Source organism: Microbacterium resistens (genome assembly GCF_031456305.1).
Lineage (GTDB): Bacteria > Actinomycetota > Actinomycetes > Actinomycetales > Microbacteriaceae > Microbacterium > Microbacterium resistens_A.
Genome location: NZ_JAVDUM010000016.1, coordinates 1 through 13848, shown reverse-complemented (window position 1 = coordinate 13848; position 13848 = coordinate 1). Strand labels below are relative to the sequence as shown.

General features: G+C 73.1%; 11 protein-coding genes and 1 pseudogene. 6 read left to right on the top strand and 6 right to left on the bottom strand.

Annotated elements, in window-relative coordinates:
* The first annotated feature begins 43 nt into the window (after window positions 1-43).
* On the top strand, window positions 44-1459 hold the full coding sequence (locus tag J2Y69_RS15990; RefSeq protein WP_310022590.1) for an RNB domain-containing ribonuclease: 1416 nt from the start codon (window positions 44-46) through the stop codon (window positions 1457-1459).
* Window positions 1456-2787, top strand: a complete 1332-nt coding sequence (locus tag J2Y69_RS15985) for an erythromycin esterase family protein (RefSeq protein ID WP_310022588.1) — start codon at window positions 1456-1458, stop codon at window positions 2785-2787. The genes J2Y69_RS15990 and J2Y69_RS15985 overlap by 4 nt, the downstream gene beginning before the upstream one ends.
* Window positions 2788-2790: 3 nt before the next feature.
* On the opposite strand, the gene J2Y69_RS15980 is transcribed toward J2Y69_RS15985, so the two are convergent.
* Entirely contained in the window at window positions 2791-3474 is a 684-nt protein-coding gene (locus J2Y69_RS15980) for a TetR/AcrR family transcriptional regulator (protein WP_310022586.1), read from the bottom strand.
* 107 nt (window positions 3475-3581) lie between these two features.
* Between J2Y69_RS15980 and J2Y69_RS15975 the strand changes: the two genes are divergently transcribed.
* From J2Y69_RS15975 to J2Y69_RS15965, 3 genes are all read left to right on the top strand, one after another.
* On the top strand, window positions 3582-5972 hold the full coding sequence (locus J2Y69_RS15975; RefSeq protein ID WP_310022584.1) for a glycoside hydrolase family 3 N-terminal domain-containing protein: 2391 nt from the start codon (window positions 3582-3584) through the stop codon (window positions 5970-5972).
* A gap of 125 nt (window positions 5973-6097) precedes the next feature.
* On the top strand, window positions 6098-7330 hold the full coding sequence (locus J2Y69_RS15970) for an MFS transporter (protein WP_310022582.1): 1233 nt from the start codon (window positions 6098-6100) through the stop codon (window positions 7328-7330).
* Window positions 7330-8829 carry a carboxylesterase/lipase family protein gene (locus J2Y69_RS15965; protein ID WP_310022580.1) on the top strand — a complete coding sequence of 500 codons (1500 nt, stop codon included), beginning with the start codon at window positions 7330-7332 and terminating at the stop codon, window positions 8827-8829. Before J2Y69_RS15970 ends, J2Y69_RS15965 begins: the two co-directional genes overlap by 1 nt.
* Window positions 8830-8877: 48 nt before the next feature.
* On the opposite strand, the gene J2Y69_RS15960 is transcribed toward J2Y69_RS15965, so the two are convergent.
* From J2Y69_RS15960 to J2Y69_RS15950, 3 genes are all read right to left on the bottom strand, one after another.
* Window positions 8878-9741, bottom strand: coding sequence for an alanyl-tRNA editing protein (locus J2Y69_RS15960; protein WP_310022577.1), 864 nt, complete (start codon window positions 9739-9741; stop codon window positions 8878-8880).
* A gap of 84 nt (window positions 9742-9825) precedes the next feature.
* Window positions 9826-10158, bottom strand: coding sequence for a nuclear transport factor 2 family protein (locus J2Y69_RS15955; RefSeq protein ID WP_310022575.1), 333 nt, complete (start codon window positions 10156-10158; stop codon window positions 9826-9828).
* Window positions 10155-11126 carry a DMT family transporter gene (locus tag J2Y69_RS15950; RefSeq protein WP_310022573.1) on the bottom strand — a complete coding sequence of 324 codons (972 nt, stop codon included), beginning with the start codon at window positions 11124-11126 and terminating at the stop codon, window positions 10155-10157. Before J2Y69_RS15950 ends, J2Y69_RS15955 begins: the two co-directional genes overlap by 4 nt.
* Here J2Y69_RS15950 and J2Y69_RS15945 point away from each other — a divergent pair.
* On the top strand, window positions 11125-12543 hold the full coding sequence (locus J2Y69_RS15945; RefSeq protein WP_310022571.1) for an aminotransferase-like domain-containing protein: 1419 nt from the start codon (window positions 11125-11127) through the stop codon (window positions 12541-12543). The genes J2Y69_RS15950 and J2Y69_RS15945 overlap by 2 nt on opposite strands.
* Here J2Y69_RS15945 and ispG read toward each other — a convergent pair.
* Both ispG and J2Y69_RS15935 read right to left on the bottom strand, forming a co-directional pair.
* Window positions 12533-13684: a flavodoxin-dependent (E)-4-hydroxy-3-methylbut-2-enyl-diphosphate synthase gene (ispG, locus tag J2Y69_RS15940; protein WP_310022569.1), complete on the bottom strand. Its 1152-nt coding sequence runs from the start codon at window positions 13682-13684 to the stop codon at window positions 12533-12535. The genes J2Y69_RS15945 and ispG overlap by 11 nt on opposite strands.
* A 69-nt stretch (window positions 13685-13753) precedes the next feature.
* Window positions 13754-13848, bottom strand: a pseudogene (locus tag J2Y69_RS15935) (IS5/IS1182 family transposase); the annotation flags it as partial.

Below are 13848 nucleotides of genomic sequence, written 5' to 3'. Positions count from 1 at the left end.
CTAATGCCGTCCGCCGACATGGAGGCCGCCCTAGGCTGAGTCCATGCCCCAGCGCCGATCCCACGTCGCCCCGTCCGCCGCGCAGAGCGAGCTGGCCGCAGCGCTCGCCGCCCTGCGCACGGACCTCGACGCCCCCGTGGAGTTCTCCGCGGCGGCGCTCGCGGAGGCGGAGGCGGCCTCGCCCGCTGCCCCCGCGCTCGACCTGCGCGAGATCCCGTTCGCGACGCTTGATCCTGCGGGGTCCCGCGATCTCGACCAGGCATTCCGCCTCGCGAGGGACGGCTCCGGGTACACGGTGCGCTACGCGATCGCCGACGTCCCCTCCTTCGTCGCGCCGGGCGGCGCGGTCGACGCCGAGGCGCGCGAGCGCGGCCAGACGATCTACGCCGCGGACGGATCGATCCCGCTGCATCCTCCCGTGCTGTCGACGGACAGGGCATCGCTCCTCCCGGACGTCGACCGCCCCGCTCTGGTCTGGACCTTCCGTCTCGACGCGGACGGCGTGGCGCTGGAGCACCGGCTGGAGCGCGCGCTCATCCGGTCCCGCGCGAAGCTGGACTACGTCTCCACCCAGCGTGCGCTCGACGCCGGCGAGGAGACACCCGCAGCCCTCCTCCCGGAGATCGGCGCGCTGCGGCTCGCGCAGGAGAGCGCCCGCGGCGGCGCGAGCCTCAATCTGCCGGACGAGGAGGTCGTCCGCGCCGCGGACGGCTCCTACGCGATCGAGCGCAGGAGTCCCCTTCCCGTCGAGGACGCGAACGCGCAGCTGTCCCTCATGACGGGGATGGCCGCGGCGGAGCTGATGATCGGGGCGGGCGTCGGCGTGCTCCGCACCATGCCCCAGCCCGACGAGCGGGCCTTCGAGACCTTCCGCCGCCAGACCGAGGCGCTGGGCCGCCCGTGGACGCAGGGACGCTACGGGGACTATCTGAGGGGCCTGGACAGGGCCGACCCGATGACGCTCCCGGTGCTGCAGGCCGCGGCCGGGCTGTTCCGCGGCGCGGGCTACGAGACCTTCGACGGCGCCGTGCCCGCCGACCCGGTGCAGGCCGCGATCGGGGCGCCCTACGCCCACGTCACCGCGCCCCTGCGCCGTCTCGTCGACCGATGGGGGCTGGCGATCTGCCTCGCCGTCTCCCGCGGCGAGGAGCCGCCGGCCTGGGCGCGCGACTCGCTGTCCGGGCTCCCGGCGCTCATGCAGGCCTCGGGCCAGCGCGCGTCCCGCCTGGACGCCGCGACGATCAACGCGGTCGAGGCGGCGCTCCTCACGCCGCTGGTCGGCTCCAGGATCGAGGCGACGGTGATCGCCGTCCGTGGCGAGAAGGCCACCGTGCAGCTCGCCGAGCCGGTGGTCACGGGGACGGCGCCCGCCCCTCCCGATGTCCGGCCAGGCGATCGGCTCACGCTCCTGGTCGTCCGGGCCGACATCGCCCGCGGCGAGATCGAGTTCGCATTGTGAGCGAGATCGAGCTGACGGCCTGGATCCGGTCGTCGGCCACGCGGCTGCGCACCCTGGATCCGGACGACGAGGACGACTCCGACCTGGAGCCCGTGCTGGAGATCGTGGGCGACGCGCGCGTCGTCGCGATCGGCGAGTCCATGCACCGCGTGCACGAGTTCCTGCAGATCCGCCACCGTCTGTTCCGCTTCCTCGCCCGGCGGGCGGGCTTCACCACGCTCGTCCTGGAGAGCGGCTTTCCGGAGACCATCGCCGCCGACGCCTGGACCCGACGCGGCGACGGCGGGCTGCGCGAGGTCCTGCGCCGCGGCATCACCTACGGGTTCGGTGCCTGCCAGGAGGTGCTGGACCAGCTCACCTGGATGCGCGAGCGGAACGCGAAGGGCGACGGCCCCGTCCGCCTCCGGGGCATGGACATCCCCGACTCGTCCGCGAGCGCGCTGCCCGGCGTCCTCGCCGCGCTGTCCCTGGCCGATGAGACGGATCCGGAGTACGCCCGCCACGTCCGCGCGACGCTGCTCCCCCGTTTCGGCTACCTGCCCACGGACCGCTCGGGACTCGCGCAGGCGGCTCCCACCATCCAGGCCTACCTCGCGCTGCCCGCCGAGGACCGCGCTGCGCTGACGACGGAGATCGGCGATCTGGCGTGGCGGATGCGCGCGAGGCGCCCCGACGCACTCGCGCTCCTCGGCGGCACGCCCGTCGCGAGGGAGCGGGTGGACGAGGCGATCCGCGCCGCCGACTCCGCGCGGGCAGCCGACGCGTTCCTGCAGGCCATGACCCACGGGGCTGAGCGCACCTGGCCGCCGGCGAACGTCCGCGACGCCTGGATGGCCGACTCCGTGGAGTGGGTCCTGGAGCGGGAGCCCCGGGTCCTGGTCGCGGCCGCGAACGGTCACGTGCAGCGCACCCGGTTCTCGGCCCCGCCGTTCGCCCCGGAGCCGATGACGACCCTGGGCGGCCACCTCGCCGCGCGCCTGGGCGATGACCTGGTGGTGATCGGCACGGCGTTCGGCGGCGGAGAGCAGTGGCTGCACCGTCCCGATCCGCAGGACCCTCCCGGGCACTCCCGTCCGTTCGTCAGCGGGATCGGCCCCCTCCGCCCGGACAGCGTCGATGCCGCCATCGCCCGCGCGGGGACCGGCGACGCCCTGCTGGACCTGCGCTCCGCGCCGCCTGCGGCCGCAGCGGCGCTCGACGCGACCGCGGGGCTGCACAACGGCGACGTGCTGCAGCCGCTGTCGGTCCGCGAGGCCTTCGACGCGCTCGTCTTCGTCGACCGCGTCACGCCGTGGCACACCTGGGTCGACGAGCGCGGGCTCGCCTGAGCGCTACCCGGCGCCCGCGCTCAGGTCCGCGCCGGCACCGGCATCCGCGGGCGGGACGGGGCGGAGCAGGGCGATCAGGCCGTCGATGTATCCACGGAACTCCGCAGCGAGGTCGACACCGTCCGGATCCAGCAGCCACTGCGTCTGCAGGCCGTCCATGACGGCGACGATCTGTCGGCCGATCCGGGCGGTGTCCGTGTCCGCGCGGAACTCCCCGGCGTCGATCCCGCCCTGCACGCTCTCCGCCATCGTCGCCACGAGCGCGCGGTAACGGGTGCTCGCCCATTCCGCGGCGGGGTGCCCCTGCGTCACCGACTCCCCGATGACGACGGCGAACAGCCGGGCGAGGTCGGGAGCCGCCGCGTTGAGCTCCATGAGGCGGAGGTTGTACTCGAGATCGGCGATGCCGACCGGTGCGCCGGCCTCCTCCCAGAGCCGGTTCGACCGATCGTCGCGGCCGCGGAGGATCTCGATGAGCAGCTCGTCCTTCGAGCGGAAGTGATGGCGCAGCCCGGCCTCGGAGATCCCCGCCCGCTCGGCGATGCGGGTCATCGCGGCGCCGCGGTATCCGAACTCGGCGAACTCCCGGAGCGCGACGCCGAGGATGCGGTCGCGGCTGCGTCTTCCGGATGCGTAGGAACCGGGTGCCGGACGCCCCGAGGGGGCCGCGGCGGAGTTCTCGGGCATGACGAGAAGTATAGGCTCCGCTGACTTTAGTAACGTTCAGATAACAAACCACGAGTGCTCGTGGTTTTCAGCTCTACTCTCGACCCAACCCGAAGGAGAGGTCGACGGTGACGACGACAGGAACGTTCTCGCACATCCCGCTCGCTCGACGAGCGACGGCGCTGACCGGCGCCGACGGATGGCGCACCGCCGCCCTCGACGCCGCGGGCCTTCCCGCCCTCGCCCTCTCCGACGGCCCCTCCGGCGTGCGCGGCGGCTCCTTCGGGACCGAGGCCGACGGCACACTGCTGCCCAACGCGACCGCGCTCGCCGCGAGCTGGGATGAGAGCCTCGTCGCCCGCGCCGGCATGCTGCTGGGACGCGAGGCACGACGCGCCGGCATCGACTGGCTGCTCGCCCCCGTCCTCAACCTCCACCGCACCCCCTTCGGCGGTCGGCACTTCGAGTGCTTCTCCGAGGACCCGCATCTCACATCGGAGATCGGCGTCGCGATCATCCGCGGCATCCAGTCGGCCGGGGTCTCGGCGACCGCCAAGCACTTCGTCGGCAACGAGAGCGAGACGGGGCGCCTGGAGTACGACGCCCGGATCGACGAGCGCACCCTGCGCGAGCTGTACCTCGCGCCCTTCGAGGCCGCGGTCCGCCGTGGCGGCGTGGACGCCGTGATGGCCGCGTACAACAGCGTGAACGGCACCCGCGCGACCGAGGACCGGCGGCTGCTCACCGACATCCTCCGCGGGGAATGGGGCTTCCGCGGCGCCGTCGTCTCGGACTGGGGCGCCGCGCGCACCACCACGGCGACGGCGGAGGCCGGCGTCGACCTCGTGATGCCGGGTCCGGACGGCCCCTGGGGCGACGCGCTCGTCGACGCGGTCCGCGACGGCCTGCTCCCCGAGCGCGTGATCGACGAGAAGCTCGCCGCGCTCACCACCGTCGCGAGGCGGCGCGAGGCGATCCCCGCACCATCCGATGAGGACGCGGACGAGCTCCTCGTCACCCTCGCCGCCGAGGGCATGGTGCTGCTGGAGAACGACGGCGTCCTCCCGCTCGCCCACGCGGACCGCATCGCCCTGATCGGCCCCGGCGCGACCGACCTGACCCTGCAGGGCGGGGGAAGCGCACGGGTGCGCCCCGTTCCCACGCGGCCGCTCGGTTCCGAGCTCGCCGACCTCCTCGGCCCATCCACGTCCATCGTCGTGGAGCCGGGGACGTCGATCCGCCGCACACTCGCGCCCCTCGCCGACGCGCGCGTCCCCGGCGGGCTGAGGGTGACGTTCGAGCGCGCCGACGGCACGGTCGCCGAGGTCAGGACGCTCCGTCACGGCGACATCGTGTTCGACGACGCGGTCCCCTCCGACGCCGCCCTGGTGCGGGTCTCGACACGGCTGCACCTGCCCGAGCCCGGGGTCCACCAGCTGGGGATCCGCGGCAACGGCCGGTTCTCGGCGCGGATCGCGGACGCCCCCGCCGAGACGTTCACGCTTCCCGTGCCCGACCGCGACCCGCTCTCGCCCCTGGTCGAGCCGGCGGAGCACCGCGTCGCCGTCCACGGGGGCGCCGATGTCGACATCGATGTGACGCTCCTCTGGGATCCCGCCGCAGAATGGCACCTCGTCGACCTCGGCCATGCGGCCCCCGCGCCCGAGGACGACGACCCGTTCGATCGCGCCGTCCGGGCGGCGGCCGGGGCCGATGTCGCGATCGTCGTCGTCGGCACCACCGCCGAGCACGAGTCCGAGGGTTTCGACCGCGACTCGCTGAGCCTCCCGGGGAGGCAGGACGACCTGGTCCGCGCCGTCTCGGCGGTCTGCGCCCGGACCGTCGTCGTCGTCAACGCGGGAAGCCCTGTCCTCCTGCCGTGGTGGGATCAGGTCTCGGCCGTCCTCTGGGCTTGGTTCCCCGGTCAGGGCGGTGCGAGGGCGATCGCGGAGTGTCTGCGCGGCGTCCGCGAGCCCGGCGGCCGGCTCCCCACCGCGATCCCCCGCACGATCGACGGCCTGCCCTCCGTGCGCCCGATCGACGGCATGATCCAGTACGCGGAGCGCGAGCGCTTCGGCACCCGCGGCCCCGCCGCCGTGCACTACCCACTCGGGCACGGTCTGGGCTACACCGCCTGGCGAGCCCTCGCCGCGTCCGCGCGACGCGATGAGAGCGCCGGTGATGATGGCGTTGGCGTTGGCGCGACGGTCGAGGCGATCGTGCGGAACACGGGGGCACGGACGGGCAAGCACGTCGTCCAGGTGTTCCTCGAGACCGCCGACGAGGCCCCGCGCCTGGTCGGCTTCGCCCCCGTCGTCCTTCCCCCGTGCGCCGAGGCCACGGTGAGCGTCCCCCTGCGCCCCGAGGCGCTGCGACGATGGCACCACGACGGCTGGCGCGCCCTCACCGGGCCGCTGCGCCTCCTCGTCGGCGGCCACGGCGCACCGCCCCTCCCCATCGACCTCGCTCCGGCGGGCATCCAGACCGCAGTCCCTCCCTCGACCGACCCATCCGCCTGACCCCCCGAAAGGTACCCGCCATGGTGATCAACGACGACGCCGCCCTCCCCATCGCCCCATCCGACACGTCTGGCCCGTCTGGCCTGTCTGGCCCGTCTGGCTCGTCTGGCTCGTCTGGCCCGCTCGTGTCAGAGACGCCGGCTCCCCGCTCGCGCACCGGCAGGCTCCCGGTCACGCTCCCGATCGTGATGCTCATGCTCTTCGTGGTGTGGACGGCCGTGCCGAGCATCCTCATACCGGTGCAGGTGCAGACCCTCACCGGAACCACCGACGTCGGCGCGCTCGCGCTCGCCAGCGTGCTCGGCACGATCGCCGCAGCCATCGCGAACCCGGTCTTCGGACGCCTCTCCGACCGCACCCGATCGCGGTTCGGCCGACGCACGCCGTGGATCGTCGGCGGCGCGCTCGCCGGCGGCGCGATGCTGCTGCTGCAGGCCTCCGCGCCGTCCATCGTGCTCCTCGGGCTGTGCTGGGCCGGGACGACGCTCACGCTCAACGCCTTCCAGGCCGCGTATGTCGCGATCGTCCCCGACCGCGTCCCCGTGCGCCGGATCGGCCTGGTGTCCTCGCTGATCGGCGCCGGGATGAACGGCGGCGTGCTGCTCGGGTCGCTGATGTTCGTCTTCTTCCCCGAGCTCGCGGGTCCCACGGGCTACACGTTCCTCGCCGCGCTCGTCGTGGTGGTCGCCGTCGCCTTCGTCCTCATCAGCCCGGACACGGACTCGCGCGACCTCCCCCGCGAGCCGTTCCACCTGCGCAGCGTCCTCTCCACCTTCTGGGTGAGCCCGCGCAAGCACCCCGATTTCGCCTGGGTGTTCCTCGCCCGCGTCCTGCTCATGCTCGGCTACTTCCTGCTGTTCGCCTTCCTCATGTTCGCTCTGCAGGAGTACATCGGGCTCCCGGCGGATCAGGCCGTCGGACAGGGCGCGCTGCTGCTCACGATCAACGGCGCGGCCTCGATCGTCGGCTCCCTCATCGCCGCTCCGTTCGCGGACCGCGGCGGCCGGCTGAAGACGTTCGTGCTCATCGCCGGCCTCGGGCTCGCCGTCTCGCTCGTCGTGCCGCTGCTCGACGCGAGTATGACCGCGATGTACGTCTTCGCCGTCCTCAACGGCCTCGCGTTCGGCGTCTACATGGCCGTCGACACCGCTCTGGTCAACCGGGTGCTCCCGGTCCGCGCCGACGCCGGCAAGGATCTCGGGCTGATGAACATGTCGATGGTCATCCCGCAGGTGCTCTCCGCCTCGCTCGGAGCCCTCATCGTCACCCTGGTCGGGTACTCCGGGCTCTTCGCGGTCGCCGCGGTGATCGCCGTCGTCGGCGCACTCGCCATCCTGCCGGTGCGGAAGCTCGTCTGATGTCGGACGCCGCCTCCGCTCCGATCGTCCGCACCGTCGCCGGCCGCGTGCGCGGGGCGGCCTCGGACGACGGGCTCGCGTTCCTCGGGATCCCGTACGCCCAGGACCCCGTGGGGGACCGACGGTTCGCGCCGCCACTCCCCCACCCGGGATGGGACGGGATCCGGGCCACGGAGACCGTCCGCCCCGCGGCCCCGCAGACCGAGGACCTCGGTCGCCGGGAGATGTTCGGGCTCCCGGACTACGGGATCGACGAGGCCTCCTGCCTCACCCTCAACGTCTGGACCCCGGCCTCCGATGGGCGGCGCCACCCCGTGCTGGTCTGGATCCACGGCGGCGCCTTCTCCTGGGGCTCCGGAGGCGACCCGGTCTACGACGGTGCGCGGTTGAGCAGCCGGCGCGACGTCGTCGTGGTGACGGTGAACTACCGGCTCGGCGCGCTCGGCTTCCTCCGACTGCCGCAGGTGCCCGGCTCCGGAGCGCTCGGGCTCCTGGACCAGGTCGAGGCGCTGCGCTGGGTCCGCTCGAACATCGCGGCGTTCGGCGGCGACCCGGATGCGGTGACCCTGTTCGGACAGTCCGCGGGTGCCGTGAGCATCGCCGCCCACCTCGCCGCACCCGCCTCGCGCGGCCTGTACCAGCGCGCGATCCTGCAGAGCGGCAGCGGCGAGATGCTCCTCGACGCCGCCGCGGCGGACGAGCGCGCCGCGGAGTTCGCGGACATCCTGGGCGTCGGGCTCCACGATCTCGACGCCCTCCGCGCGCTCCCGGTCGCGGACATCCTCCGCGCGCAGGCCGAGTTCGACCGTCGGCTGGAGGAGCGGGGCCAGCTGGCGGCCTTCCTCCCCGTCGTCGACGGCACGTTCCTCGACGAGCAGCCGCTCGCCGCGATCCGGGCCGGCAGCTCCGCCGACGTGCCGATCCTCCTCGGCTCCGCCCGTGAGGAGGGGCGTCTGTTCACCGAGCTGATCGCCGGGCCCGAGATCGATCAGGAGGGAGTCATGGCCGTGCTCCGCGGCTCCTACGCCGATCCCGAGGAGGCGGCCGCGGGCTATGCCGACGAGGAGCGGTGGACGGATCCGCGCAGCATCGTGGCCGCGGTCCTCGGCGACGAGCTGTTCCGCGCCCCCACCGACCGCCTCGCCCTCGCCGCGGCGGCGCGGCGCAGCGCAGTCTGGCGCTACGAGTTCGCGTACCGTTCCGGTGCTGAGGGCAAGGACCTGGGCGCCTGCCACTCGCTCGAACTGCCGTTCGTCTTCGACCTGCTCGACACCCCTGCCGGGCGGCGTTTCGCCGGAGAGAGGGCGCCGCAGGAGATCGCCGAGCGGATGGGCGCCGCCTGGGCCGCCTTCGCCGCCGGGGGCGATCCCGGCTGGCCCAGGTACGAGAGTGAGGACCGGTTCACCCTGGTGCTCGACGAGGAGATCGCCGTCGTCTCGGACCCCCTGTCCGAGCGGCGAGCCCTGTGGACGAGGGCGGGGCTCGCCGGCACGCGATGATCGAGCACCTGTGATCGAGCGCCGGTGACCCAGCGCTGGGCTCGGGCGTCAGGCCGCGGGCACGGCCGTCGTGGTCATCACGAGCAGCTGAGGATCGCTCAGGTCGAGCGCCACGGTGATCGAGGAGAACGCGGACAACGACGAGACGTGGGTGCCTCCGCAGAGGATCGACGCCGTGCCGTCCGGGAGCTCGCAGATCCAGCGCCGGCGATCGGTGATCGTCGGCCCCTCGACCTCGATCCGGCCGGCCGCTCCGCTCGCGACCCATTCGGCCAGGCGCGCGTTGACCCGCTGCTCGCGCTCGACCAGCGTGAGGGCGAACGTCTCGGTGTCGAAGCCCGCTCGCCGCAGGCTCTTGCCCAGCCGGTACTCGTCCACCGCGCCGTCCGCTCCGATCCGGCTGGACTGGTTCGCCCTGCCCTCGAAGTCGGGGGCGCCGAGCGCGTCGGCTCCCGGGTCCTTGCGCCAGAGATCCGCGAGCGCCGCGTCGAGCGCGAGGGAGGCCAGGTGGCAGGCGGTGTGACCGCGGCTGAGCCCGGCACGGAGGCCCGCATCGACCTCCGCTCTGACCGACGCCCCCTCGACGAGCCCGTCCGGCACCGCGCCGTCCAAACGGTGGCCGACGAGCCAGGTCCAGCCCTCGGCACCCCGCTTCACCGGGATGCCGGCGCCGACGGCGAACCCCTCCTCGTCGCCGAGCGCCGCCATCACCGCCTCGGAGACCGTCGCCCGCTCGCCGTCGACCTCGATCACGCCCCGATCCCCCGGCTGGTCGGGCCAGGTGTGGTCCACCGGATGGAACGGGGTACGGTCGAGGACCACCACCGTGCCGCTGTCGTGCGGATGGACGCCGACGACTCGGGCCTCCCCCTCGACGGCGCCGGCGGGGAACGTGATCAGGGTGCTCTGCACGGGGTCTCCGGAATGATCTGTGGAACGAACGGACGGACGGACGAGCACGCTGAACAGGCGCGCTCGACAGGCGGTGGAGGTCGGTCAGTGCACCGGCGGGATGGTGAAGCTCGCGAGCCGGTCGCCGGCGACGACGAAGATGCCGTCGGACTCGCCGTTGAAGACGCTGCTGCGCCAGTCGAAGTGCACGCGGGTCGTGTCCCCCTCGGTCTCAGCGGTGAGCGGCGTCATCACCGCGCCCGCGCCGATCGCATCGGACCCTGCCCAGCTGCGCACGCCGTCGGCGCCACGGAGCACGCGCCCCCAGTCGTCGACGTATCCGTCCGGGGTGAACGCCGCGACGAAGGCGTCGGTGTCGGCGGCGTTGATGGCGTCGATCATCGCCTGCACGGGAGCGGGAATCGCGTGGTCGGTCATGAGTCCTCCTCAGTTCGCGACGACGGGGTCGTCGACTCCACTCTCCCACGCCCCGATCCGCCTCGTCTGCTCCGCACCGCCAGGCCCGCGCAGAGGATGACGGCGACGCCTCCGATCAGGGTCGGGACGGCCATCGCCTCACCGAGGATGAGGGCGGCCCAGAGCATGCTCAGCACCGGCTGAACGAGCTGGACCTGGCTCACCCGGGCCATGGGGCCGATCGCGAGCCCCCGATACCAGGCGAAGAACCCGAGGAACATGCTGACGACGGCGAGGTAGCCGAAGGCCGCCCAGGACGCGGGGCCGGCCATCGGCGGCTCCTGCACCGCCGAGACGACGGCGATCAGCGCCATGAGGGGCGCCGCCAGGACGAGCGCCCAGGAGACGACCTGCCAGGCGCCGAGCTCCCGCGCGAGCAGGCCTCCCTCCGCATACCCGACCGCCGCGGCGATCACCGCGCCGAACAGCAGCAGGTCGGCGGGCTCGAAGAGCCCGAAGCCACCGTTGTGAAGCCCCGTGAACGCCAGCACGGCAGCGGCGCCGAGGCCGCCGAACAGCCAGAACGCCGTGCCGGGACGCTCCCCGGTGCGGATCACCGCGGCGATCGCCGTCGCCGCGGGCAGCAGGCCGACCACCATCGCGCCGTGCGCGGCGGGCGCCGTGGTGAGCGCATAGGACGTGAGCATCGGGAAGCCCATCACCACTCCCCCGGCGACGAGCGCGATCCGCCTCCACTGCCCGAGCGACGGGAGCCGCTGCCTGGTCGCGCCGAGCGCGATCGCCGCGAGCGCCGCGGCGACGACGGCGCGCCCCGCTCCCACGAACGCCGGCGACAGCTCGGCGATCGCCACCCGGGTGAGGGGAACCGTGAAGGAGAACGCCAGCACCCCCAGCCCGCCCCAGGCGAGTCCCGATCGTGACGATAGCGCCTTCGCGTCAGACCGGATAGCGCTACTCTTGTTCTTCATGGACAACGATAGCACTTCGCACATCTTCGAAGAGCTCCGCGCCTGGGTCGAGGCGGCCCCGTCGCGCGCCCAACTGCCCACGACCCGGGCGCTGACGGCCGCGCACGGCGCGAGCCCGGTCACGATCCAGAAGGTGCTCCGACGCCTCGTCGCCCTCGGCCTCATCGAGAGCCGCCCGGGGGTCGGCGCCTTCGTGCTCCCCCGAGGTCTCCCCCGCTCCGCCGACCTCGGCTGGCAGACCGCGGCTCTCGGCGCAGCGCCTGCCCGCATCCGGCTCTCGGCGACCCAGCGCACAGTGGCCGACGACGTCATCGCGCTGCACTCGGGCTATCCGGCGCCTGCCCTGCTGCCGGAGCAGCTCGTGCGCACCGCGCTCATCCGTGCCGCCCGCACGCCGCGCGCCCTCGCCGCCATGCCCGCGGCGGGCCTCGCCGAGCTTCGCGCATGGTTCGCCGCCGATCTGGCCGAAGCCGTCCCCGCGGACGCGCCACGACCATCGGCCAGGGACGTGGTCATCGTCCCCGGCAGCCAGAGCGCGCTCAGCTCGGTGTTCCGCGCGGTCGCCGGACACGAGCGGGCGATGGTGATCGAGTCCCCCAGCTACTGGGGCGCCGTCCTCGCCGCCGAGCAGACCGGGATCCGGCTCGTCCCGATCCCCACGACCGCCGATGGCCCGGACCCGCGGGACGTCGAGCGGGCGCTGCAGGAGTCGGGAGCCCGTGCGTTCTACGCGCAGCCCACCTTCGCGAACCCGACCGCGGCCCTCTGGAGCGCAGGACGACGGCGGGAGGTCCTCGACGTGATCCGCGCGCACGGCGCCTTCCTGATCGAGGACGACTGGGCGCGCGATCTCGCCATCGACGCCGGCCTCCCGCCCATCGCCGCCTTCGACGAGGACGGGCACGTCGTCTACATCCGCTCGCTCACGAAGTCTGTCTCGCCGTCGCTGCGGGTCGCCGCCGTGGTCGCCCGGGGCCCTGTCCGGGAGCGGATCCTCGCCGACCGCGCCGCCGAGACGATGTACGTCAGCGGGGTGCTGCAGGCAGCGGCGCTCGATGTCGTCTCGCAGCCCGGGTGGCGCGCCCACCTGCGCTCCCTCCGCACGACGCTGCGCGACCGCAGGGATGCGCTCCTGGCAGCCCTCCGCGAGCACGCGCCGTCGGTGCGCGTCGACACGCGTCCCCTCGGCGGGCTGACGCTGTGGGCACGGCTTCCCGACCACGTCGACGCCGAGGAGGTGGCCCGCCTCTGCGAGCTCCGCGGGCTGGCGATCGCCGCGGGCGGCGAGTGGTTCCCCGCCGAGGCGCCGGCGCCCTACGTGCGGCTGAGCTTCGCGGGGCCGACGCCGGAACGCTTCGACGAGGCCGCGCGCATCCTCGCCGATGTCCTGCGCGAGACGGGCGCCGTCAGCTCGTGACGACCTGGGCGGTGCCGAGGGGGGCGTCGGGGCCCATCTCGGCGGCGATGCGATTCGCCTCCTCGATCAGGGTGGCGACGATGTCCGCCTCCGGGACGGTCTTGATGACTTCACCCTTGACGAAGATCTGACCCTTCCCGTTGCCGCTGGCGACGCCGAGGTCGGCCTCCCGCGCCTCACCGGGGCCGTTCACGACACAGCCCATGACGGCCACGCGCAGCGGCACCGTCATGTCCTTGAGCCCCTCGGTCACGTTGTCGGCGAGGGTGTAGACGTCCACCTGCGCGCGCCCGCACGACGGGCAGGAGACGATCTCCAGCTTGCGCTCGCGCAGGTTGAGGGACTGGAGGATCTGGTGTCCGACCTTGACCTCCTCGGCCGGCGGCGCGGACAGCGAGACGCGGATGGTGTCGCCGATCCCCTCGGACAGCAGGATGCCGAAGGCCGTCGCAGACTTGATCGTGCCCTGGAAGGCCGGCCCCGCCTCGGTCACGCCGAGGTGGAGCGGCCAGTCGCCGCGCTCGGCGAGGAGCCGGTACGCCTTGACCATGACGACCGGGTCGTTGTGCTTGACGGAGATCTTGAAGTCGTGGAAGTCGTGCTCCTCGAACAGCGACGCCTCCCAGACGGCGCTCTCCATGAGCGCCTCGGGGGTGGCCTTGCCGTACTTCTCCAGGAGCCTGCGGTCCAGCGAGCCCGCGTTCACGCCGATGCGCAGGGAGACCCCGGCGTCCTTCGCGGCCTTCGCGATCTCGCCGACCTTGTCGTCGAACTGACGGATGTTCCCGGGGTTCACCCGGACCGCGGCGCAGCCGGCGTCGATCGCCTGGAACACGTACTTCGGCTGGAAGTGGATGTCGGCGATCACCGGGATCTGGCTCTTCTTCGCGATGATGTGCAGCACATCGGCGTCGTCCTGCGAGGGGACGGCCACTCGTACGATCTCGCAGCCGGACGCGGTGAGCTCCGCGATCTGCTGGAGCGTGCCGTTGATGTCGGTGGTCTTCGTCGTGGTCATCGACTGCACCGAGACGGGCGCGTCGCCGCCGACGAGCACCTTGCCGACCTTGATCTGGCGGGAGGTGCGACGGGGCGCGAGGACTTCCGGGACGCGGGGCATCCCCAGGTTCACTGCTGGCACCTCCCCAGCCTACGCCGCCGCGGCTGAACGGGACCCGAGCCCGGGGACACCGTCCACGCACAGAAGCGCCTAGGGTGTGTCTGATAATTGTCGGGTCCAGGCAATGACGGCGTTGAGGATCACGGCGGCGCGATAGACGATCGCGAGTTTGTCGTAGCGAGTGG